Origin of the sequence: Methylobacillus sp. MM3, from assembly GCF_001645185.1 — a bacterium.
In the GTDB taxonomy this organism is placed as follows: domain Bacteria; phylum Pseudomonadota; class Gammaproteobacteria; order Burkholderiales; family Methylophilaceae; genus MM2.
The window spans coordinates 493,526-512,976 of record NZ_LXTQ01000011.1; the positions used below are offsets into that span (position 1 = coordinate 493,526).

The 19,451-nt window shown below is 54.3% G+C and carries 20 protein-coding genes and 1 tRNA gene; 18 read left to right on the plus strand and 3 right to left on the minus strand.

Features of this window, described 5'->3' with window-relative positions:
* Both A7976_RS14780 and A7976_RS06635 read left to right on the plus strand, forming a co-directional pair.
* Complete coding sequence (locus A7976_RS14780; protein ID WP_082878022.1) at positions 1–1,149, plus strand: glycosyltransferase family 4 protein; 1,149 nt, start codon at positions 1–3, stop codon at positions 1,147–1,149.
* A gap of 390 nt (positions 1,150–1,539) precedes the next feature.
* Positions 1,540–2,535 (plus strand): SDR family oxidoreductase, encoded by a 996-nt coding sequence (locus A7976_RS06635; RefSeq protein WP_067108955.1) that lies wholly within the window; start codon positions 1,540–1,542, stop codon positions 2,533–2,535.
* Between the two features lie 585 nt (positions 2,536–3,120).
* On the opposite strand, the gene A7976_RS06640 is transcribed toward A7976_RS06635, so the two are convergent.
* Positions 3,121–3,195: transfer RNA gene (locus A7976_RS06640), tRNA-Val, on the minus strand.
* A 109-nt stretch (positions 3,196–3,304) separates the two neighbouring features.
* Here A7976_RS06640 and gltX point away from each other — a divergent pair.
* From gltX to A7976_RS06720, 16 genes are all read left to right on the plus strand, one after another.
* The gene (gltX, locus tag A7976_RS06645) at positions 3,305–4,699 is read left to right on the plus strand and encodes a glutamate--tRNA ligase (RefSeq protein ID WP_067108958.1); all 1,395 of its coding nucleotides are present in this window, start codon (positions 3,305–3,307) and stop codon (positions 4,697–4,699) included.
* A 476-nt stretch (positions 4,700–5,175) separates the two neighbouring features.
* Positions 5,176–5,415, plus strand: a complete 240-nt coding sequence (gene hfq, locus A7976_RS06650) for an RNA chaperone Hfq (RefSeq protein ID WP_067108961.1) — start codon at positions 5,176–5,178, stop codon at positions 5,413–5,415.
* 15 nt (positions 5,416–5,430) lie between these two features.
* Complete coding sequence (gene hflX, locus A7976_RS06655; protein ID WP_067108964.1) at positions 5,431–6,558, plus strand: ribosome rescue GTPase HflX; 1,128 nt, start codon at positions 5,431–5,433, stop codon at positions 6,556–6,558.
* 22 nt (positions 6,559–6,580) lie between these two features.
* On the plus strand, positions 6,581–7,759 hold the full coding sequence (hflK, locus tag A7976_RS06660) for an FtsH protease activity modulator HflK (RefSeq protein WP_067108967.1): 1,179 nt from the start codon (positions 6,581–6,583) through the stop codon (positions 7,757–7,759).
* Positions 7,756–8,631: a protease modulator HflC gene (gene hflC / locus A7976_RS06665; protein WP_067108970.1), complete on the plus strand. Its 876-nt coding sequence runs from the start codon at positions 7,756–7,758 to the stop codon at positions 8,629–8,631. The genes hflK and hflC overlap by 4 nt, the downstream gene beginning before the upstream one ends.
* A 3-nt stretch (positions 8,632–8,634) precedes the next feature.
* Positions 8,635–8,820, plus strand: coding sequence for a DUF2065 domain-containing protein (locus A7976_RS06670; protein ID WP_067108973.1), 186 nt, complete (start codon positions 8,635–8,637; stop codon positions 8,818–8,820).
* A gap of 8 nt (positions 8,821–8,828) precedes the next feature.
* Positions 8,829–9,983, plus strand: coding sequence for an ATP phosphoribosyltransferase regulatory subunit (locus A7976_RS06675; RefSeq protein ID WP_067108976.1), 1,155 nt, complete (start codon positions 8,829–8,831; stop codon positions 9,981–9,983).
* A gap of 23 nt (positions 9,984–10,006) precedes the next feature.
* Positions 10,007–11,320, plus strand: a complete 1,314-nt coding sequence (locus A7976_RS06680) for an adenylosuccinate synthase (protein WP_067108978.1) — start codon at positions 10,007–10,009, stop codon at positions 11,318–11,320.
* Between the two features lie 2 nt (positions 11,321–11,322).
* Entirely contained in the window at positions 11,323–11,874 is a 552-nt protein-coding gene (locus tag A7976_RS06685; RefSeq protein ID WP_067108981.1) for a flavoprotein, read from the plus strand.
* Positions 11,850–13,253: a DUF6513 domain-containing protein gene (locus A7976_RS06690; RefSeq protein ID WP_067108984.1), complete on the plus strand. Its 1,404-nt coding sequence runs from the start codon at positions 11,850–11,852 to the stop codon at positions 13,251–13,253. Before A7976_RS06685 ends, A7976_RS06690 begins: the two co-directional genes overlap by 25 nt.
* Positions 13,250–13,825: a DUF447 domain-containing protein gene (locus tag A7976_RS06695; protein ID WP_067108987.1), complete on the plus strand. Its 576-nt coding sequence runs from the start codon at positions 13,250–13,252 to the stop codon at positions 13,823–13,825. The genes A7976_RS06690 and A7976_RS06695 overlap by 4 nt, the downstream gene beginning before the upstream one ends.
* The gene (locus A7976_RS06700) at positions 13,822–14,526 is read left to right on the plus strand and encodes a (5-formylfuran-3-yl)methyl phosphate synthase (protein WP_067108990.1); all 705 of its coding nucleotides are present in this window, start codon (positions 13,822–13,824) and stop codon (positions 14,524–14,526) included. The genes A7976_RS06695 and A7976_RS06700 overlap by 4 nt, the downstream gene beginning before the upstream one ends.
* Before the next feature lie 77 nt (positions 14,527–14,603).
* A complete protein-coding gene (locus A7976_RS06705) occupies positions 14,604–15,710 on the plus strand; it encodes an OmpA family protein (RefSeq protein WP_067108993.1) in 1,107 nt (368 codons plus the stop codon).
* Positions 15,711–15,773: 63 nt separating this feature from the next.
* On the plus strand, positions 15,774–17,111 hold the full coding sequence (locus tag A7976_RS06710) for a TRZ/ATZ family hydrolase (protein ID WP_067108996.1): 1,338 nt from the start codon (positions 15,774–15,776) through the stop codon (positions 17,109–17,111).
* On the plus strand, positions 17,078–17,797 hold the full coding sequence (gene ubiG, locus A7976_RS06715; RefSeq protein ID WP_067108999.1) for a bifunctional 2-polyprenyl-6-hydroxyphenol methylase/3-demethylubiquinol 3-O-methyltransferase UbiG: 720 nt from the start codon (positions 17,078–17,080) through the stop codon (positions 17,795–17,797). Before A7976_RS06710 ends, ubiG begins: the two co-directional genes overlap by 34 nt.
* Positions 17,794–18,471, plus strand: a complete 678-nt coding sequence (locus A7976_RS06720; RefSeq protein ID WP_067109002.1) for an HAD family hydrolase — start codon at positions 17,794–17,796, stop codon at positions 18,469–18,471. Before ubiG ends, A7976_RS06720 begins: the two co-directional genes overlap by 4 nt.
* On the opposite strand, the gene recR is transcribed toward A7976_RS06720, so the two are convergent.
* Both recR and A7976_RS06730 read right to left on the minus strand, forming a co-directional pair.
* The gene (recR, locus tag A7976_RS06725; protein WP_067109004.1) at positions 18,464–19,063 is read right to left on the minus strand and encodes a recombination mediator RecR; all 600 of its coding nucleotides are present in this window, start codon (positions 19,061–19,063) and stop codon (positions 18,464–18,466) included. The genes A7976_RS06720 and recR overlap by 8 nt on opposite strands.
* Before the next feature lie 38 nt (positions 19,064–19,101).
* A complete protein-coding gene (locus A7976_RS06730) occupies positions 19,102–19,428 on the minus strand; it encodes a YbaB/EbfC family nucleoid-associated protein (RefSeq protein WP_067109007.1) in 327 nt (108 codons plus the stop codon).
* Between the last annotated feature and the right edge of the window lie 23 nt (positions 19,429–19,451).

Sequence of the window (19,451 nt, forward strand, 5' to 3'; positions counted from 1 at the left end):
ATGCCTAAACTTCTATATCTAATTTCTGAAGATTGGTTCTTTTGTTCACATTTTATTGAGCGTGCAATTGCAGCCAAGCAAGCAGGTTATGAGGTTATTGTTGTTGCCCGTGAAACTGATCATGGAGCGATCATCCGTAATGCAGGTTTACGTCTAATTCCGTTGAAAGTAGAACGACGGAGAATCAATCCATTGGGCGAGTTGCAGACTTTATTGGATATTTGGCGTATCTACAGAAATGAGCGCCCCGATCTACTTCATCATATTGCACTTAAGCCTATGCTTTATGGGTCTTTTATAGCGCGGATTTTGGGGCTCTCACATCTGGTTAATGCTCCGGTCGGGATGGGCTACATATTTACTTCTGATAAATGGATAGCCCGATTGCTACGACCATTTGTACTCTCAGCAATACGTCGATTAATCAACCCATCTTGCAGTAAGGTAGTGTTTGAAAATAATGACGACTTAACTAACTTTGTTGCTGATGGTTTGGTGCGTTCCTCAGATGCTGTATTAATCCGGGGTGCAGGAGTGAATATTGATCAATTCACACCACAGCCTGAACCTAAGGACCCTCCTGTGGTAGTTTTAACGGCGCGTATGCTTTGGGATAAAGGCGTGGGTGAGTTTGTTGAAGCTGCACGACAATTGCGTTTAAAAGGGATTAATGCGCGTTTTCTCCTTGTCGGTGCTCCTGACTTAGGTAATCCGGCAACAATTTCTAATAAGCAATTACAAGCATGGCATAAGGATGGAGTGATCGAATGGATCGGCCATCAAAATGATATTGCTGCGATATTGGCCTCAAGTCATATTGTATGCTTACCTTCATATCGGGAAGGGTTGCCAAAATCTCTTATTGAAGCCTTAGCGGCAGGAAAACCAGTAGTAACGACAGATGTTCCTGGCTGTAGAGAGGTTGTTCGTAATGGGGCTAACGGAATATTAGTTCCGCCTCGTAATGTACATGCTTTGGTAGAGGCTTTATCTCAAATGCTTACTAATCCAAAGCTACGAGCACAGTTTGGTGCTCGTGGAAGAGCGCGAGCCGAAACTGAATTTGCTTCACATCTTATTATTAAGCTGACACTAAGCCTTTATCAAGAATTGTTATCAAAGCAAATTGGATATGTCGACGCTTCATGACTACAATCATCGGCCTCTGTCAGGCTCTTGATGCGCCGGTCGTTGGCTCAGGCAGGTTAGTTGCCCACAGCCTGCATAATAGCCATGGCTCTGCTCATCGTCATGTCCGCATAATCGTCATGTCCGAATATGATAGTGCTAGTGAATGCCGGGTTCATCGATCATGATTCTTATCATTGGCAAGTTTAAATTAAGGCTTCTATAATCGATTATGGTATAGATAGCATGATAATGTCCCGCTGTAGCCGAGTTCTAAAATCAATACATTGCCGGTACGTGGCTTCTAAAGTGTGGGAAGTCCAATGTAGAGAAATCGACCGAGTTTACTTCAGTCAGTTATTTTAAGTAAACGCGCTAGAATAAATCCATTTATCTCAATCAAGAGTTGCTATGAAAGTGCTTATTAGCGGAGCGTCAGGTTTTGTTGGTGAGGCACTTGTCAGAGGTTTGAATGTACATGGTCATGAGGTGCGTGCGACCAATCGCCGCAATTGTAAAACCGAAGCCGATTCAAATTACATTGTCGGCGATCTGGGACCCCACACCGATTGGCATGATGCCCTAACGGATTGTGATGTAGTTATTCACCTGGCTGCGCGGGTTCATAAGATGGCAGAGTATGCCGTTGCCAACATGGCGGAATTTTTTGCAGTCAATCTGCACGGCACAGCCAATCTTGCACGGCAGGCTGCAAAGGCTGGCATAAAGCGTTTTGTCTATGTCAGCTCGATCAAAGTGAATGGCGAGTTTACCCTCTCTTCTGCAAACGGGGAAAGGGGGGTGTTTAGGGAGTCTGATCATCCGCATCCACAAGATGCTTATGCGATCTCCAAGTGGGAGGCGGAGCAGGCTTTGCGGGGCATCTCCCAAAAAACGGGGATGGAGCTGGTCATTGTGCGGCCCCCGTTGGTCTATGGGCCGCGCGTGAAAGCAAATTTTGCAAAGCTGCTGACATTGGTTGATCGCGGTATTCCATTGCCATTGGGCAATGTGCAGAATTCGCGCAGCTTGATTTATGTGGGTAATCTGGTGGATGCACTCATAACCTGTGCCGCCCATCCTGCGGCGGCAGGCCAGACTTATTTGGTGAGCGATGGTGAGGATGTTTCCATCCCGCAGTTGATTCAGGCCATGGCAGATGCGCTGCATCGTCCCGGCTGGGTTTTTCCTGTGCCTTTAGTGCTCATGCGAGGTGCCGCTGCACTGTTTGGTAAATCGGCTGCCATTGACCGGCTCACGCAATCGCTGGTGATCGATGGCTCAAAAATCCGTAGTGAGCTTGGCTGGAAGCCACCTTATACGATGGCGCAAGGTTTGCAGACTACCGCCGAGTGGTATCGCCAATCAGTAAAGTCCCGGCAAGCCCAACCAGCGCTCCTTGCATAGCATAGCTACTCCTCACACAGGTGGCTTGGCCATTAGACAGGGTGTGCTACTTGCCTGGGGGCTTGATGTCGCAAGCATGGATATGGCTTGCTGTTTTTAGTGGCAGTTTCGTTAGTCGATGATATGCGTGGGCTATCAGTATGTTGGCGTCTACAGGGCGCAATTGTTGCGCCTGCACGATATTCGTTGTGATGGATATGTCTAGTCTTGCCTGATGGTCACTATCTTTAATAATCTTAGCGATGACCTAGATGGTCAATCTCTATAACTTTATGCAGGGCAGGCAACTATCATTAGCAATGATGAGCACGCGGTGAAAGGGGTAATAGGCGCATCGTGAATACTATACCAAAGCCTAGTACAGATGGACTGGGGGGTGCCGATAGACGGTATTTGCCGAATATACATTGTGTTGACGATGAGGAGCGTTGCTGTCTGGATGCTCGGATAGGGTTTATCGCTCCCCCAGTTGATACCCGGCTTAAGTGATGTATGCGTTAGCTGCTTATCATGGATAAGGGCTGGAATGTATTCAGGCTATAACAATGTAATTGAGATTAGATTGCTGTTGCATAAGTATGCAATTGGTGGGCGGTACTGGGATCGAACCAGTGACCCCTGCCGTGTGAAGGCAGTGCTCTACCGCTGAGCTAACCGCCCCTGTGAAGGGAGGCGCGTATTAAATCACAGTCGGGCCGAGCGGGTCAAATCGGACGCGCGCCGAGGCGCATGTTAAAATTCGCGCTTCATCAAATTTGCATCGTATTTCATGACCGTCCGCACCCGTTTCGCTCCTAGTCCGACAGGCTTTCTCCACATTGGAGGTGCTCGTACCGCATTGTTTTCCTGGGCTTATGCCCGTAAGCATGGCGGGAAGTTCATTTTGCGTATCGAGGATACTGATGTGGCGCGCTCGACGCCGGAGGCGGTGCAGGCGATTCTTGATGGTATGAGCTGGCTGGGGCTCAACTGGGATGAGGGTCCTTTCTACCAGATGCAGCGCATCTATCGCTACAAGGAAGTCATCCAGCAATTGCTCGATGCGGATAAGGCTTACTACTGCTACACCTCGCCGGAAGAGTTGACGCAAATGCGCGAAGCGCAGATGGCGGCCGGGCTCAAGCCGCGTTATGACGGTACCTGGAGGCCGGAGGAGGGCAAGATTCTGCCGACTCCGCAGGCGGGTATTCAGCCGGTGGTGCGTTTCCGCAATCCGCTGACTGGAATGGTTGCGTGGGACGACGAGGTAAAAGGTCGTATTGCGATTTCAAATGAGGAATTGGACGATTTCATCATCGCCCGCGCCGATGGTACGCCGACCTACAATTTCTGCGTGGTGGTAGATGATTGGGATATGGGCATCACGCATGTGATTCGCGGCGATGACCACGTCAACAACACTCCACGCCAGATCAACCTGCTGCATGCGTTGGGAGCCACGGTTCCACAATATGCACATCTTTCGATGATCCTGGGCGACGATGGGCAGAAGTTATCCAAGCGCCATGGCGCGGTGAGCGTGATGCAATATGACGAGGATGGCTATCTGCCGGAGGCGGTGCTGAACTATCTGGCACGCTTGGGCTGGTCGCATGGCGATGACGAAATTTTCAGCATGGAGCAATTCTGCCAGTGGTTCGATCTGGATCATATTACGCCTTCAGCTGCACAATTCAATACCGAAAAGCTTAACTGGCTTAATGCACATTACATGAAGCTGGCCGATCCGGGTCGGATTGCTTCAGACATAGCCAAGCGTCTTGCCGCGCGTGGAGTTGCTACGGAGGGTGGGGCTGATTTGAGCCGGGTTGTCGAGCTCTACCGCGAGCGCGTTTCCACTCTCAACGAACTGGCCGATGCGGTGGAATACTTCTACCAGCAGATTCATCCCGCGCAGGACATGCTGGATAAGCATCTGACGTCGGAGATTCGTCCTGTGATACAAGCCTTGGCTGCGCGGTTATCGGAAACCGAATGGACGACGGAAGCAATCCATGGCGAGATCGAGCAGGCGGTGACTTCCAATGGCTTGAAATTCCCCAAAGTGGCGATGCCGTTGCGCGTGATGCTGACCGGTATCGCACAGTCGCCAAGTATCGATGCCGTGATGGCCTTGCTGGGTAAAGAGGAAACCCTGCGCCGTATGTCGGGATTCCTGAATTGAAATTCAAAAACTGACGATTTCGTTCGCGTCCGTGGAGGAATCCCCATCGAGTTTGTCGCCGATCAGATTGACAATTGGATGCAGTGGCGGACGCAGGACGAATCGAAATAAATCTAGTGATTCTATCGAAATGATCGATATGCGCGTGTGTTAGCAGAACGAAATCGATTGGGGCAGGGTCGAAGGTCGGGAAACGCTGGTTTTTCAGATATGTATCCCGGCCTCCCTGAAGCATGCCTCAATCGACAAGAAAGCGATTTTTCCGATTTCAACCCAGATGGCATGAGCCGGTTACTTCACGGGTACCTCTGCAGAAAGTTAATTGCATCGGAGTCTCTTGATTTTGATGGGATTGGCTTTATCTATGGGGTGGGATTGGTTTGAGATGCCAGGAATATTCCTATAGGATATAGTCATTGCTGTAGTATTGACATACAGTTTACTAACAACTAAAGCTCCACGAAAAGGAGAACACAATGAGCACCAAAGGGCAAACTTTACAAGACCCATTTTTGAATGCGCTTCGTAAGGAGCATGTGCCTGTATCGATCTATCTGGTAAACGGCATCAAGCTGCAAGGTCAGATCGACTCATTCGATCAATATGTCGTCCTGTTGAAAAACACGGTCACGCAAATGGTTTATAAGCACGCAATTTCCACCATCGTTCCTGGACGTGCCGTCAACATTCCTCCTGGTATGGCCAGTGAGGAATAATGCTGGGTAGCAGGAATGTTTGATCGTCCCGAGGGCGGTGAGTCTGCTGTCCTGGTCAGCCTCGATTTTGGCGAGGCAGATTATGCCGAAAGCCTGGAAGAGCTGCGTCAGCTAGCCTTGACGGCCGGCCTTGATGTTCGTGCTACCGTCGAAGGGAAACGTCCCAAGCCGGATGCCACTTATTTTGTCGGTAGTGGCAAGGCAGAGGAGGTGGCTGCAGCTTTGCAGGCAACCGAATCCCGCGTCGTCGTTTTCAATCACGATCTGACTCCCTCGCAGCAACGCAATCTTGAGCGCAAGCTGGAAAGCCGGGTGGTTGATCGCACCGGCCTGATTCTGGACATCTTTGCCCAGCGAGCGCAAAGCTTTGAAGGCAAGTTGCAAGTCGAGCTGGCACAGCTTGAGCATCTGTCGACGCGGCTGGTTCGGGGGTGGACTCACCTGGAAAGACAAAAGGGCGGTATCGGCATGCGTGGTGGCCCTGGCGAAACGCAGATCGAGCTGGACCGTCGGATGATTCGTGAGCGTGTCAAAAGCCTCAAGGAAAGACTGGCGAAGCTGAAGCGTCAGCGCGGTATCCAACGCAGGGCAAGGCGTCGATCCAATGTGATGTCGGTGTCTCTCGTGGGTTATACCAATGCGGGGAAATCCACGCTATTCAATCGTCTGACGCAGTCAGGCGTTTACGCTGCGGACCAGCTTTTTGCGACCCTGGATACCACATCGCGCAAGGTGTTTATCCCAGATGGCGGCCCCGTCGTTTTGTCCGATACCGTAGGCTTCATCAAACATTTACCGCATGCGCTGGTGGATGCTTTTGGAGCGACGCTGGAAGAGGCGGTGCAGGCTGATCTTCTTCTGCATGTGATCGATGTCTCCAGTACAAGTCGCGATGCGCAGATCGAACAGGTGGATCGCGTGCTGGCTGAAATCGGAGCCGATGAGGTTCCTCAACTGCTGGTGCTCAACAAGATCGATCTGGCAGGCATGGAGCCCGGTCTCGAGCGGGATGAATATGGTAGAATCCGCAAGGTTTGGGTTTCCGCGCATTCAGGTGCGGGAATGGAGCTTGTTCGTCAGGCGTTGGCAGAGCGTCAGCGTGGGTTGATGGATGCTATTCAGCAAGTAAATGCAGTCGCGTAAGCAAAGATAATCGGAGTATTCCATGGCATCAAACGACCCGGGATGGGGTTCGCGTAATAACGACGGCCCGCCCGATCTGGATGAAATGTTGCGTCAGTTCAGCCGCAAGCTGAACGGCCTCTTTGGCAAAGGTCCTTCGCGGAACCAGCCCGACGGTTCGGGCAGCAGTATTGCCATCCTTCCCATTATTGTATTAATTGCCTTGATCTGGCTGGCTACGGGTTTCTACATCGTGGATCAAGGCTCGCGCGGCGTGGTGTTGCGTTTCGGCAAGCATGTTGAAACGACCTTGCCCGGACCCCGCTGGCATATTCCTTTTCCGATCGAAAGCCGCAATATCGTCGTCATGGAGCAGGTGCGTACGCTGGAAGTGGGTTACCGCTCGGCTGGCGAAGAGGGGACGTCTCGTGGTCGTGAGCTTCGTGAATCGCTGATGCTGACCGATGACGAAAACATCATCGACTTGCAATTCGCCGTTCAGTACAACATCAAGAGTCCGGAAGATTTTCTGTTTTATAACCGCGATGTCGAGGCGGCGGTACGCGGCACTGCTGAAACCGCGATTCGTGAAATCGTCGGCAAGAACAAGATGGACTTCGTGTTGTATGAAGGGCGTACGGAAATCGCTGCGCTTGCCAAGAAGCTGATGCAAGACATTCTTGATCGTTACAAATCCGGCATCAACATCACCAATGTCAATATGCAGAATGCACAACCGCCAGAACAGGTGCAGGCGGCTTTTGACGATGCAGTCAAGGCCGGGCAGGATCTCGAGCGTCAAAAGAACGAGGGTCAAGCCTACGCCAACGACATTATTCCAAAGGCGCGTGGTGCTGCTGCTCGTCTGCTGGAGGAGGCCGCTGGTTACAAGGTGCGTGTGATCAACGAGGCGCAGGGTGATGCCAGCCGGTTCAATCAGGTGTTGAGTCAATATGAAAAGGCTCCGGAAGTGACGCGTCGTCGTCTCTTCCTGGATGCGCAGGAACAGATTCTTTCCAAGGTCAGCAAGGTCGTCGTCGACCAGAAGGGCGGAGGCGGAAACCTTCTCTACCTGCCATTGGACAAGCTGATGGCCACGGCCGAGGCTACGCCTGCCCAAGGCGCATCCACTACAAATACGCCGGCGCAGTCAGCCGAAGATAGCAATGCGCAACGCTCGCGTGAATCGTTCCGCAGCCGTGAAAGGGAGAGCCGGCCATGAGAAATATAGGTGCGGTGCTGATTGGTTTTATTGTTGCGTTGCTGTTGCTCAGCATGTCGGCCTTTACAGTCGATCAGCGTGAGTATGCAATGATCTTCCGTTTGGGCGAGATTGTTTCCGTCAAGAGAACGCCCGGACTTTATTTCAAGATGCCGCTTGTCGAAAATGTCCGTACTTTTGATAAGCGTATCCTGACGCTGGACTGGGGCGAGCCGGATCGCTTCATTACCAGCGAGAAAAAGAACGTTCTGGTCGATTCCTTCGTCAAGTGGCGCATCGCCGATCCGGCCAAGTTCTACGTATCCGTTCGCGGCGGTGATGAAGCGCAAGCTCAGGCGCGGCTCGCGCAAACGGTCAACGATGGCCTGCGCGCCGAATTCGGTAAGCGGACCATCCACGAAGTGGTCTCCGGCGAGCGCGACAAGATCATGGAGATCCTGCGCCAGAAGGCTGACAAGGAAGCGCGCCAGATGGGCATCGAGGTGCTGGATGTGCGGCTGAAGCGTGTGGATTTGCCGGAAGAGGTCAGCGAGTCGGTTTATCAGCGCATGGAAGCAGAGCGTAAACGTGTTGCCAATGACTTGCGCTCGCAAGGTGCTGGCGCAGCCGAAAAAATCCGCGCCGATGCTGACAAGCAGCGCGAGGTGATCATTGCAGAGGCCTATCGCGATGCTCAACGCATCAAGGGTGAAGGCGATGGCCGCGCTTCGGAAATCTATGCTTCCGCATACAGCAAAAATCCCGAGTTCTACGCTTTCTATCGAAGCCTGGATGCGTATCGCAACAGCTTCAAGAGCAAGAGCGACGTGATGGTATTGCAGCCGGACTCGGAATTCTTCAAATACATGCGAGACGCCGGCGGCAGAAAGTAAGTTTTGGATAATCCGCTGCTCATGGCCTTCGGCCTGATGCTTGTGCTGGAAGGCGCTTTGCCTTTGCTGGCGCCGCGTGCATGGCGCCAGACATTCCAGCGCATGATAGAACTCAAGGACGGACAATTGCGTTTTGTCGGCCTGGCTTCCATGGCTGGCGGTATGCTGTTGTTGTTCGTTCTCCGCTGAAAAATCTTATGCGTAACTGGTTACTTCCCGAATATATCGAAGACGTGCTGCCCGCCGAGGCTGCACGCATGGAGCAGATGCGGCGCAAGCTGCTCGACCTGTTTCACGTCCATGGCTATCAGCTGGTGATTCCGCCAATGCTGGAATATCTTGAATCGTTGACGACAGGTGCCGGGCAGGATCTCGACCTGGCAACATTCAAGGTTGTAGATTTGCTGACGGGTCGCCTGATGGGCGTGCGTGCAGACATTACCCCTCAGACTGCGCGTATCGACGCGCATTTGCTCAACCGCGAGGGCGTTACGCGTCTTTGTTATGCAGGGAGCGTGCTGCGCACACGCCCTGATGGGCTGGCGCAGACGCGGGAACCATTGCAGGTTGGGGCCGAGCTGTTCGGACATGCCGGCGTGGAAAGCGATATCGAGATTCAGCATTTGCTGGTACAAGGCTTGCAATCGGTGGGTATCGCTGGTCTGCAAATCGACTTCAGTCATGTGGGAATTTTCCGCAGCCTCGTGAAAAATGCAGGCATTGCACGCGAGCAGGAGCAAGGATTGCTTGCGGCCTTGCAAAGCAAGGATAAATCCGAAGTAGCCGAGTTGACGACGGGACTTCCCAGCGATATCCGTAATGCTTTGCTATCCCTGGCCGATCTTAATGGCGGCATTGAAGTCCTGGATGAGGCCCAGCAGCGTTTGCCTTCCTATGTGGAAATCCGTCAAGCCTTACAGGATTTGCGCCATGTGGCGCAGCAGCTTCAGGATTGTGATGTACTGGTTTCATTCGATCTTGCCGAGTTGCGCGGCTACCACTATCACAGCGGCATGGTGTTTGCGGCCTATGCGCAAGGCTATTCCGGTCCGCTCGCATTGGGCGGACGATATGACGAGATCGGTTCATCGTTTGGCCGCGCACGGCCTGCGACAGGTTTCAGCCTCGATCTGCGCGGTTTGGCAACCGCATTGCCAGTAGCTGAAAATGGAAAAGCCATTCTTGCCCCTTACGCCGACGATGCGCAATTGCATCAAATAATTGCCGCATTGCGGGCAGCTGGAGAAGTGGTCGTCGTCGACCTGCCAGGACATGAGGCCCACCGTGCGGAGCTTGGCTGCGACAGGACGCTGGTCAAGCAAGGATCGGCTTGGGAAGTTGTTACGAATTAAAGTTTGATAGATACAGGGTAAACATGAACAAGAACGTCGTCGTGATCGGCACGCAGTGGGGAGATGAAGGCAAGGGCAAGATCGTGGACTGGCTCACCGATCATGCCCAGGGAGTGGTGCGCTTCCAGGGCGGTCACAATGCAGGCCACACGCTGGTCATCGGTAACAAGAAAACGGTATTGCACCTTATTCCGTCCGGCATTTTGCGCGAAGAAGTACAGTGCTATATCGGCAATGGCGTGGTGCTGTCGCCGCAGGCGCTGCTGACCGAACTGCGCATGCTGGAAGAGGCCGGCGTCAACGTGCGTTCGCGCCTCAAGATCAGTGAGGCGTGCCCTCTGATTCTGCCGTATCACGTTGCGCTCGACCAGGCGCGGGAAGCCGCCAAGGGCACCGCCAAGATCGGTACGACCGGCCGTGGCATCGGTCCGGCTTATGAAGACAAGGTCGCGCGCCGTGCAATTCGCCTGCAGGACATGTTCTATCGCGAGCGATTCGCGGCAAAGCTGGGTGAAGTGCTGGACTATCACAATTTCGTTCTCAAGAATTATTTCCAGGCCGAAACGGTCGATTTCCAGCGGACACTGGAGGATACCCTGGCGCTGGCTGAGCAGATCAAGCCGATGGTGGCGGATGTGTCCAACATGCTTTATCTCGCCAATCAGCAAGGCCAGCGCCTGCTGTTCGAGGGCGCGCAAGGGGCACTGCTGGACGTTGATCACGGTACGTATCCGTTCGTGACTTCCTCCAATACCATCGCTGGTGGCGCTTCTACCGGCAGTGGCGTGGCTCCGCAGATGTTGAATTATGTGCTGGGTATTACCAAGGCGTATACGACGCGTGTCGGTTCCGGCCCGTTCCCGACTGAATTATACGATGCTGTAGACAAGCTCGATCCGATCGGCAAGCAATTGGCGACGCGCGGTCACGAGTTCGGTTCGACCACCGGGCGCGCTCGCCGTTGCGGCTGGTTCGATGCCGCGGCATTGAAGCGTTCGATCCAGGTCAATGGCGTTTCAGGCCTGTGCATCACCAAGCTGGATGTGATGGATGGCATGGAAACCGTGCAAATCGGCGTTGGATATCGCATTGGCGGTACAACGCACGATATTTTCCCGGTTGGAGCCGAAGCGCTGGATCATTGCGAACCGATTTACGAAGAAATGCCCGGCTGGAGCGAAAGCACGGTCGGCATCAAGCGCTACGAAGATCTGCCGGTTGCCGCCAAGAACTACCTCAAGCGCATGGAAGAGGTATGCGGCGTGCCTATCGACATCATTTCCACCGGGCCGGATCGCGATGAGACTATCGTGCTGCGTCATCCCTTCGGAGTGTAAGCGTGTCGGTTAAAGACGAAAAAAAACGTTTGGCCTGGGCGCTGACAGGATCCGGTCACTACCTGAAAGAGTGCATCGGTATCATCAGCCGCCTTGAAGATGTGGATTTGTTCCTGAGCAGAGCCGCTGCGGAAATCCTGCAGCAATACGGTTATCAGCATAACGTCGGGCGTGTTTTTCAGGACAAGACAGCGAGTTCCGTGCCGGTCGAGCTGTTTTATCACGGCGTTTACCACACCGTGGTCATCGCGCCGACCAGTTCCAATACGGTCGCCAAAATGGTATGCGGAATTTCCGATAACCTGGTGACCAATGTCTTTGCCCAGGCCGGGAAATGCCGTGTCCCCAGCATCGTGTTTGCATGCGATACCGAGCCGGAGCTGGAGTCCGAAGCGCCGCACGAGCATATGGTCAAGGTTTACCCCCGCCGCATTGACCTCGAAAACATGCAGAAGCTGAAAACATTCGAGGAAACCACGGTTGTCGCCGACATGGTGGAACTTGAATCTGCCATCCAGAAACGCATGGAATGGCTGAAAATCTCCTCTTCCTGACCGGCAAGCTGGCCGAAAAAAGCCTGCACAAGGTGCTGGCCGAAATGCAGCCGGCGCCGTTCGAATATCAAATAGCACAGTTGGGTATTTCCGTAGCCGCGCTGATGACTCCCGAGTTTATCGCGCGTCGGCTCGCCGATGCGCGCGGAGCCGATCGCATTGTCGTGCCCGGCCTGTGCCGGGGCGATCTCGATGCCCTGAGTGAAAAATACGGTGTGCCCGTAGAGCGCGGGCCGGAAGATCTCAAGGATCTGCCGCAATTTTTCGGGCGGGGCGGCAAAGCCCCCGATTTGTCGAAATACGACGTCAGCATCTTTGCCGAAATCGTCGAGGCGCCGCAATTGACCGTCGAGGGCATAGTTGCCAAGGCCGAGAGTTATCGAGAGCAGGGCGCCAACGTAATTGACCTCGGCTGTTTGCCCAATACGCCTTTTCCCCACCTTGAAGATGCTGTTGTCGCGCTCAAGGAGTCTGGCTATCTGGTCAGCGTTGATTCATTGGTGCCGGACGATCTGCTGCGCGCCGATAAAGCTGGTGCCGATTATCTGCTCAGCCTTAACGAGAAGACGTTATGGATTGCGGATGAGGTAGCGGCTACGCCCGTACTGATTCCGGCGAAATCGGGTAGCCTGCCATCGTTATATCGCGCCATCGACGCCATGCTTGCCAAAGGCAAACCGTTTGTCGCCGATCCTATACTTGATCCCATACCCTTTGGTTTATCCGAATCCATCGTGCGTTATCATCGTTTACGCAAACGATACCCCGATATTTCCGTGATGATGGGCGTCGGCAATCTGACCGAACTGACCGATGCGGATACTACCGGTATCAACGCCATGCTGTTCGGTATCATCGCCGAGCTCAGGATCAACGCGGTGCTGGCCACCTCCGTCAGCCCGCATGCGGCCAGTGCCGTTGCGGAAGCCGACATTGCGCGTCGCATGATGCATGCCGCGCATGAGGATAAACGCTTGCCACGTGATTATTCGGACGGGCTTTTGGGACTGCATGATAGACGGCCGTTTTCGTATACCGAAGATGAGATCGCCGACATTGCCGCCCAGATCAAGGATCCCAGTTTCCGTATCCAGATAAGCGAAGAGGGCATCAGTATCTACAACCGAAATGGCCTGTACCGCGATATCGATCCTTTCCGCTTATATCCGCATCTCAGGGTCGATGACGATGCCTCGCATGCGTTCTATCTCGGCGTCGAACTTGCGCGAGCGCAAATCGCCTGGCAATTGAAAAAACGCTACAGTCAGGATGAAGAGTTGCAGTGGGGCTGCAATGTGACCAGGAAGGATGCGCGCGGCCGGGTGGAACATCGCGAGGCTTCGCTCAAGGAAAAGCGCGCCAAGAAGGGCAATACATGATTTACGAAACCGTTATTACCACCGTCAATGCCGACGGTAGCGCGCATATTGCCCCGTTTGGCATTCGCGAGCGCGACGGAATGATCATCATTGCACCGTTCCGGCCTTCAATCAGTCTCGATAATCTCTTGCGTACCGAGCGAGCCGTTGTGAACCTGACGGATGATGTGCGCGTATTTGCGGGAGCGTTGACCGGCCGGCGGGTCTGGCCGGTGCGGAGAGCGGAAAAAATAGAAGGCTATGTGCTTGATGCCGCACTTGCGCATCGTGAACTCGAGCTCGCCGATATCAAGGAGGATGCCGTGCGGCCCGAGCTGACGTTTCGTGTTGTGCACGAAGCCATGCACACTGCATTCCGTGGATTCAACCGTGCACAAGCAGCCGTTCTGGAAGCAGCTGTGCTGGTCAGCCGTCTTCACATGCTGCCGCCGGAAAAGATCGCTGCTGAAATCGCTTACCTGACCATCGCGATTGAGAAGACGGCAGGCGACAGGGAAAGGCAAGCATGGAGCTGGCTCATCGAGCGCATCGAGAACTATAACGCCGAACAACGTGGGGAAAACCAGGCATGAGCCGGATGCTGGCGAGCGTTACGAATGTCGAGGAAGCGTTAATCGCCCTGCAAGGCGGCGCAGATATCATCGATCTGAAAAATCCATCGCAAGGGGCCTTGGGTGCACTGTCCCTGGATTTGATCCGCGAAATCGTGAAAGCTGTTGATCATCGTAAGCCGGTCAGCGCCACGATAGGCGATTTGCCGATGCAGCCTGAGTCAATAGTGCCGGCTGTGCGCGATACGGCGGCAACCGGTGTGGATATCGTCAAGATCGGTTTTTTTGGGCGTGAAGGGCATGAGGAATGCATTCGTGCCTTACAGCCGTTGGCAGCGCAGGGCGTTCGCATGGTGGCCGTCCTGTTTGCGGATAACGCCCCGGATTTCGGCTTGATACCGCAATTGGCATATGCCGGCATACATGGCGTCATGCTGGATACCGCCATCAAGAACGGAAAACGATTACGTGACCATCTGGACGATACACAATTGCGATCATTTGTGGAGCAATCCCATGAACGGAACCTGCTCGCTGGCCTGGCCGGTTCACTTGCCATTTCCGATGTCGAGGCATTAATACAGTTCGATGCGGACTACCTTGGCTTTCGAGGCGCGCTCTGCCACGGGTCCGAACGCAAGGCAGCCTTGGATTCCCAGCGCCTGTCGTGCTTGAAGAATGTGTTGTATTCTTGCAACAGAATGTCGAAAGAGTTTGCCTGAAAAGAAAACGGTCGTTGCGCATGCGCAATCCGACCGGTATATTTCACCTAAGTTTATCAAGAAAAAAGGATCTGCCGATGAAAACCAAACTTATCAATCTTGCCCTGGCCGGTGTTTTTACCTTCGCCGCAGGCTCTGTGGCCGCTGAAGAAGCTTATAGCGGTTCATGGTATGTGATGCCCGGAATTGGTCTGGTGCATACTGACAGCGATCTGCGCGCGGACGATGACAGCGCTGCCTACTCCTTCCGAGTCGGTAAAGAGCTTAGCGAGCACTGGGATGTGCAGGTTGGCGGCAGCTATGCGCGCCCGGATGAAGACGACGACGCATTCACCAGCGGCCGTTACAAGCAGACTCTCTTCGGCGTCGATGCTCTGTACGTGCTGAGCCGCGACAGCTTCCGTCCTTTCCTGCTGGCCGGTCTTGGCGTGGCACGCAATAACATCGACTACAATCCGGGCGATGTCGGCGACAGCAAGACTTCCTGGATGGCTAATGTCGGTGCCGGTTTCCAATATCACTTCAACGAAGTGGTCGGCCTGCAAGCGGATATCCGCCATGTATGGAGTCGCGCCAAGGATGACACCGATACACTGTTCAGCGATGACAAGACCGTCGGCAACACCTACCTGAATTTCGGCGTTCTGTTCAAGTTCGGCGCACCCAAGAAAATGGCGGCTGCTGAACCGGTAGCAGAGACTCCGGCGATGCCCGAAGTTGCTCCAGCCCCAGAGGAAGCCGCTCCGGCGATGCAAGAAGCGGAACCGGTTCAGGAAGTCGGTCCGGACAAGCCTGCAATCGAGAAGATCACGCTCTCTGCAGAAGTGCTGTTCGACTTCGACAAGGCAACGCTGAAAGATGAAGGAAAGCGCATTCTTGATACTGAAATTACCGAAAAGATGAAGGCGCACCCGGAAGTGGAATTGGTTCTGATCACCGGTCATACTGACCGCATCGGTACCGACAGCTACAACCAGAAACTTTCCGAGCGTCGTGCCAATCAGGTCAAGAAGTATCTGATGGGCCAGGGCATTGAAGAATCTCGCCTGCATGCCGTTGGCAAGGGTGAGAAGGAACCGGTAGTGGACTGCAAGGGCGTGTACGGCAAGAAGGCGATCGATTGCCTGCAACCGAACCGTCGCGTGGTCGTCGAAGTGGAAGCTCAGCGCCAGATCGAAAAGTAAGCATCTGACCTGAACGACTTAAAAAGCCCCGCTAGTCGGGGCTTTTTTACGAATATCAAATACATGGAATCCAACATATTCAATTCCGATCCCGATCTGGTCATCGAGGCGCGATGGGTAATCCCGGTGCGCCCTGGCGGCGTGGTAATGGAACATGCTGCCGTTATTGTCCACAACGGGCGTATTGAGGCGATCCTGCCGGTAAGCGAAGCGCGTCAGCGATGCAACGCGAAAGAGACGATCAGGCTGCCGGAGCACGTTTTGCTGCCAGGATTGATCAATGCCCATACGCATGCTGCCATGACATTGATGCGTGGCCTGGCCGATGACAGGCCACTGATGGATTGGCTAGGCAACCATATCTGGCCGGCGGAGGGTCAGGTGCTTTCCGAGCGTTTTGTCCGGGATGGAACGCTGCTGGCATGTGCCGAAATGCTCAAGGGCGGCGTGACGACTTTTAACGACATGTATTTTTTCCCGGAAGCTGCGGCCGAAGCGGTCAATCTCTCCGGCATGCGTGCTGCGCTCGGATTGGTGGTACTGGATTTTCCATCGCCCTATGCGGCGGATGCAGATGATTATCTCAACAAGGGATTTGCCGCGCGCGATGCCTTGCGCGGGCATCCTCGCATTACCACATGTTTGGCGCCGCACGCTCCTTATACCGTCAATGACCGGATTTTCAATAAGGTGCTGACTTACGCCGACCAGTTGGGTGCGAACATACACCTGCATTTGCATGAAACGCATCACGAAATCGAGCAGGGCGAAGCGCAATATGGCATGCGGCCCGTGCGGCGCCTGACGGAGCTTGGCCTGATGGGCCCCAATGTGCTGGCAGCGCATTGCGTACATATGACGCCTATCGAAATCGAGACGTTGGCGTTGCAAGGCGCGCATGTGGCGCATTGCCCAGGGTCCAACCTCAAATTGGGCAGCGGGATTGCACCCGTTGCCGATATGCTGGCGGCAGGCATTAACGTGGCATTGGGCTCGGACGGCGCAGCCAGCAACAACCGGCTGGATATGTTCGCCGAAATGCGTCTGGCCGCGCTGCTTGCCAAAGCCTCCGGCGATGCGGAGGTTCTTCCGGCCATGCAAGTGCTGGAAATGGCAACGATCAATGGTGCGCGCGCCCTGGGGATGGACGATAATATCGGTTCGCTGGAGCATGGAAAACTGGCGGACATGATTGCCGTAGATTTTTCGGCGATTGAAATGCAGCCTTGTTACGATCCCATCTCGCATCTGGTTTACGTAGCCGGCCGAGAGCATGTCAGCCACGCATGGGTGGCCGGTGAACTATGTTACGAGCGCGGTATCCATGCACATATCGATCCGGCTGAGCTCAAGGAGATAGCAACACTATGGCAGGGCAGACTGAAACCGTTCCACCAGTAAACGTCGATCCGGCGGAGTTGCAGAAATTCGCCACGCTGGCGCATCGCTGGTGGGATCCGGCAAGCGAGTTCAAGCCGCTGCATGAGATTAACCCGCTGCGACTGGATTACATCGACCGCATTGCCGCCCTGAGCGGCAAAGTGGTGCTGGACGTCGGTTGCGGAGGGGGTATTCTTTCCGAATCCATGGCTGAACGCGGTGCGCGAGTGACCGGTATCGATCTGGGTGAAAAAGCGCTCAAGGTGGCGCAGCTTCACAAGCTTGAAAGCGGGGTTGCTGTCGATTACCGACTGGTTTCCGTCGAGAAACTGGCTGAAGAGCGGCCGGAAAGTTTCGACGTCGTCACGTGCATGGAAATGCTGGAGCATGTACCCGAGCCCGCAGCCATCGTAGAAGCCTGCGCCAGATTGGTGAAGCCGGGCGGCCAGGTGTTTTTCTCAACGCTTAACCGTAACCCGAAATCCTACCTCCTTGCAGTGATAGGCGCGGAGTATGTATTGAACATGTTACCCAAGGGTACACATGACTATCGCAAGTTCATCAAGCCCTCCGAACTGTCCGCATGGTGTCGCCAAGCCGGCCTGGATGTGGCTGGCATGACGGGAATGAGCTACAACCCGTTAAGCAAGCGCTATTGGCTTGATCGCGATGTCTCGGTCAATTACATTCTGCACGCGACGAAATGACGAATATCAAGACCATATTGTTCGACCTGGACGGTACGCTAGCCGACACGGCGCCCGATCTTGGCCGCGCTTTGAATATGCAACGTGAGCGTCATGGATTACCCCCGTTGCCGCAAGAAACGATACGTCCGTTTGCATCCCACGGTTCGCGTGGTTTGCTGGGCATAGGTTTTGGCCTGACGCCTTCGGATGTCGAGTTCGCAGTCATGCGCGATGAATATCTCGATCTTTATGACGAGGTATTTACTCAGGAGCCCATATTGTTCGATGGCATGGGCGAAGTGCTTGAGTGCCTGGAGAGCATGGACTTGCAATGGGGAGTGGTGACGAACAAGCCGCGCCGTTTTACCGGCAGACTGATGGAGGCGCTGGGGCTGGACGCGCGCGCGGCCTGCATCGTCAGCGGAGACGATGCCGAGCGCCCCAAGCCTTATCCGGATACCCTGTTACTGGCCTGTGAGCTTGCGCTTTGTGTTCCCGATAGCTGTCTGTATGTGGGAGATGCCGAACGCGACATCATTGCCGGTCATACGGCTGGCATGCGCACCGTGGTGGCGCGTTATGGCTATCTGGATGAGCATGACGAGCCGGAAACCTGGTGTGCGGAGTTCATGATCGATGCTCCGCAGGAATTATTGCAACGTCTGGGGCTACGGGACTCAGTCGTTATCTGACGGCGCGGCGCTCCATCATCGCTTGCGCCAGCGTTCCGCTATCCACGTTCTCGATTTCCCCGCCCATCGGCAGGCCGCGTGCAATGCGGCTTACCTTGATGCCGCGTGCCTTCAGCAGTTCGCTGATGTAATGCGCTGTGGCTTCGCCTTCGACGGTATAGTTGGTCGCCAGAATCACTTCTTCCACGATGCTGTCCTGCGCACGCTTCAATAGCCTGTCTAGATGGATTTCACGCGGGCCGATACCGTCCAGCGGGGACAATCGGCCCATCAGGACGAAATACATGCCATGGTAGGTATGTGTCTGCTCCAGCATCATCAGATCGGTCGGCATCTCGACCACGCACAGAAGGCGGGCATCGCGATTGCCGGTTGCACACAGGTTGCATACCGGCTGTTCGCTGAAGTTGTTGCAGGAAGAGCAGTGCCCGATCTGTTCCAGCGCGCCTTGCAATGCCTGCGCAAGCTTGTCGGCACCGTTGCGGTCGCGCTGGAGAAGGTGATATGCCATGCGCAGTGCGGATTTTGGGCCGACGCCGGGCAGGCAGCGCAATGCTTCAACGAGATTGTCGAGTGAGGTCGGGTTTTTCATTCATGGACGGGCGAAACGAACGTTACGCCCATGTCGGGTCAAAACGGCAGCTTCATGCCAGGAGGCAAAGGCATGCCACCCATGAGTCCGCTCATTTTCTCCTGGGACGTGGCTTCGGCCTTGCGCACGGCATCATTGATGGCTGCGGCCACGAGATCTTCCAGCATGTCCTTGTCGTCGCCGATCAGGCTGTCGTCGATCTGCACGCGCTTGACGTCATGGCGGCAGGTCATTGTGATTTTGACCAGGCCGGCACCCGATTGTCCTTCGACTTCGATATTGCCCAGCTCTTCCTGAGCACGCTTCATGTTGTCCTGCATTTGCTGGGCCTGTTTCATCAGGTTGCCCAAGCCGCCTTTGATCATGTGATTCTCCTTGATAAATCTGA

Bases quoted from the DNA above. Each gene is read 5' to 3' on its own strand.
- A7976_RS14780 (WP_082878022.1), top strand. From the start codon at position 1: ATGCCTAAACTTCTATATCTAATTTCTGAAGATTGGTTCTTTTGTTCA.
- A7976_RS06635 (WP_067108955.1), top strand. From the start codon at position 1,540: ATGAAAGTGCTTATTAGCGGAGCGTCAGGTTTTGTTGGTGAGGCACTT.
- gltX (WP_067108958.1), top strand. From the start codon at position 3,305: ATGACCGTCCGCACCCGTTTCGCTCCTAGTCCGACAGGCTTTCTCCAC.
- hfq (WP_067108961.1), top strand. From the start codon at position 5,176: ATGAGCACCAAAGGGCAAACTTTACAAGACCCATTTTTGAATGCGCTT.
- hflX (WP_067108964.1), top strand. From the start codon at position 5,431: ATGTTTGATCGTCCCGAGGGCGGTGAGTCTGCTGTCCTGGTCAGCCTC.
- hflK (WP_067108967.1), top strand. From the start codon at position 6,581: ATGGCATCAAACGACCCGGGATGGGGTTCGCGTAATAACGACGGCCCG.
- hflC (WP_067108970.1), top strand. From the start codon at position 7,756: ATGAGAAATATAGGTGCGGTGCTGATTGGTTTTATTGTTGCGTTGCTG.
- A7976_RS06675 (WP_067108976.1), top strand. From the start codon at position 8,829: ATGCGTAACTGGTTACTTCCCGAATATATCGAAGACGTGCTGCCCGCC.
- A7976_RS06680 (WP_067108978.1), top strand. From the start codon at position 10,007: ATGAACAAGAACGTCGTCGTGATCGGCACGCAGTGGGGAGATGAAGGC.
- A7976_RS06690 (WP_067108984.1), top strand. From the start codon at position 11,850: ATGGCTGAAAATCTCCTCTTCCTGACCGGCAAGCTGGCCGAAAAAAGC.
- A7976_RS06695 (WP_067108987.1), top strand. From the start codon at position 13,250: ATGATTTACGAAACCGTTATTACCACCGTCAATGCCGACGGTAGCGCG.
- A7976_RS06700 (WP_067108990.1), top strand. From the start codon at position 13,822: ATGAGCCGGATGCTGGCGAGCGTTACGAATGTCGAGGAAGCGTTAATC.
- A7976_RS06705 (WP_067108993.1), top strand. From the start codon at position 14,604: ATGAAAACCAAACTTATCAATCTTGCCCTGGCCGGTGTTTTTACCTTC.
- A7976_RS06710 (WP_067108996.1), top strand. From the start codon at position 15,774: ATGGAATCCAACATATTCAATTCCGATCCCGATCTGGTCATCGAGGCG.
- ubiG (WP_067108999.1), top strand. From the start codon at position 17,078: ATGGCAGGGCAGACTGAAACCGTTCCACCAGTAAACGTCGATCCGGCG.
- A7976_RS06720 (WP_067109002.1), top strand. From the start codon at position 17,794: ATGACGAATATCAAGACCATATTGTTCGACCTGGACGGTACGCTAGCC.
- recR (WP_067109004.1), bottom strand. From the start codon at position 19,063: ATGAAAAACCCGACCTCACTCGACAATCTCGTTGAAGCATTGCGCTGC.
- A7976_RS06730 (WP_067109007.1), bottom strand. From the start codon at position 19,428: ATGATCAAAGGCGGCTTGGGCAACCTGATGAAACAGGCCCAGCAAATG.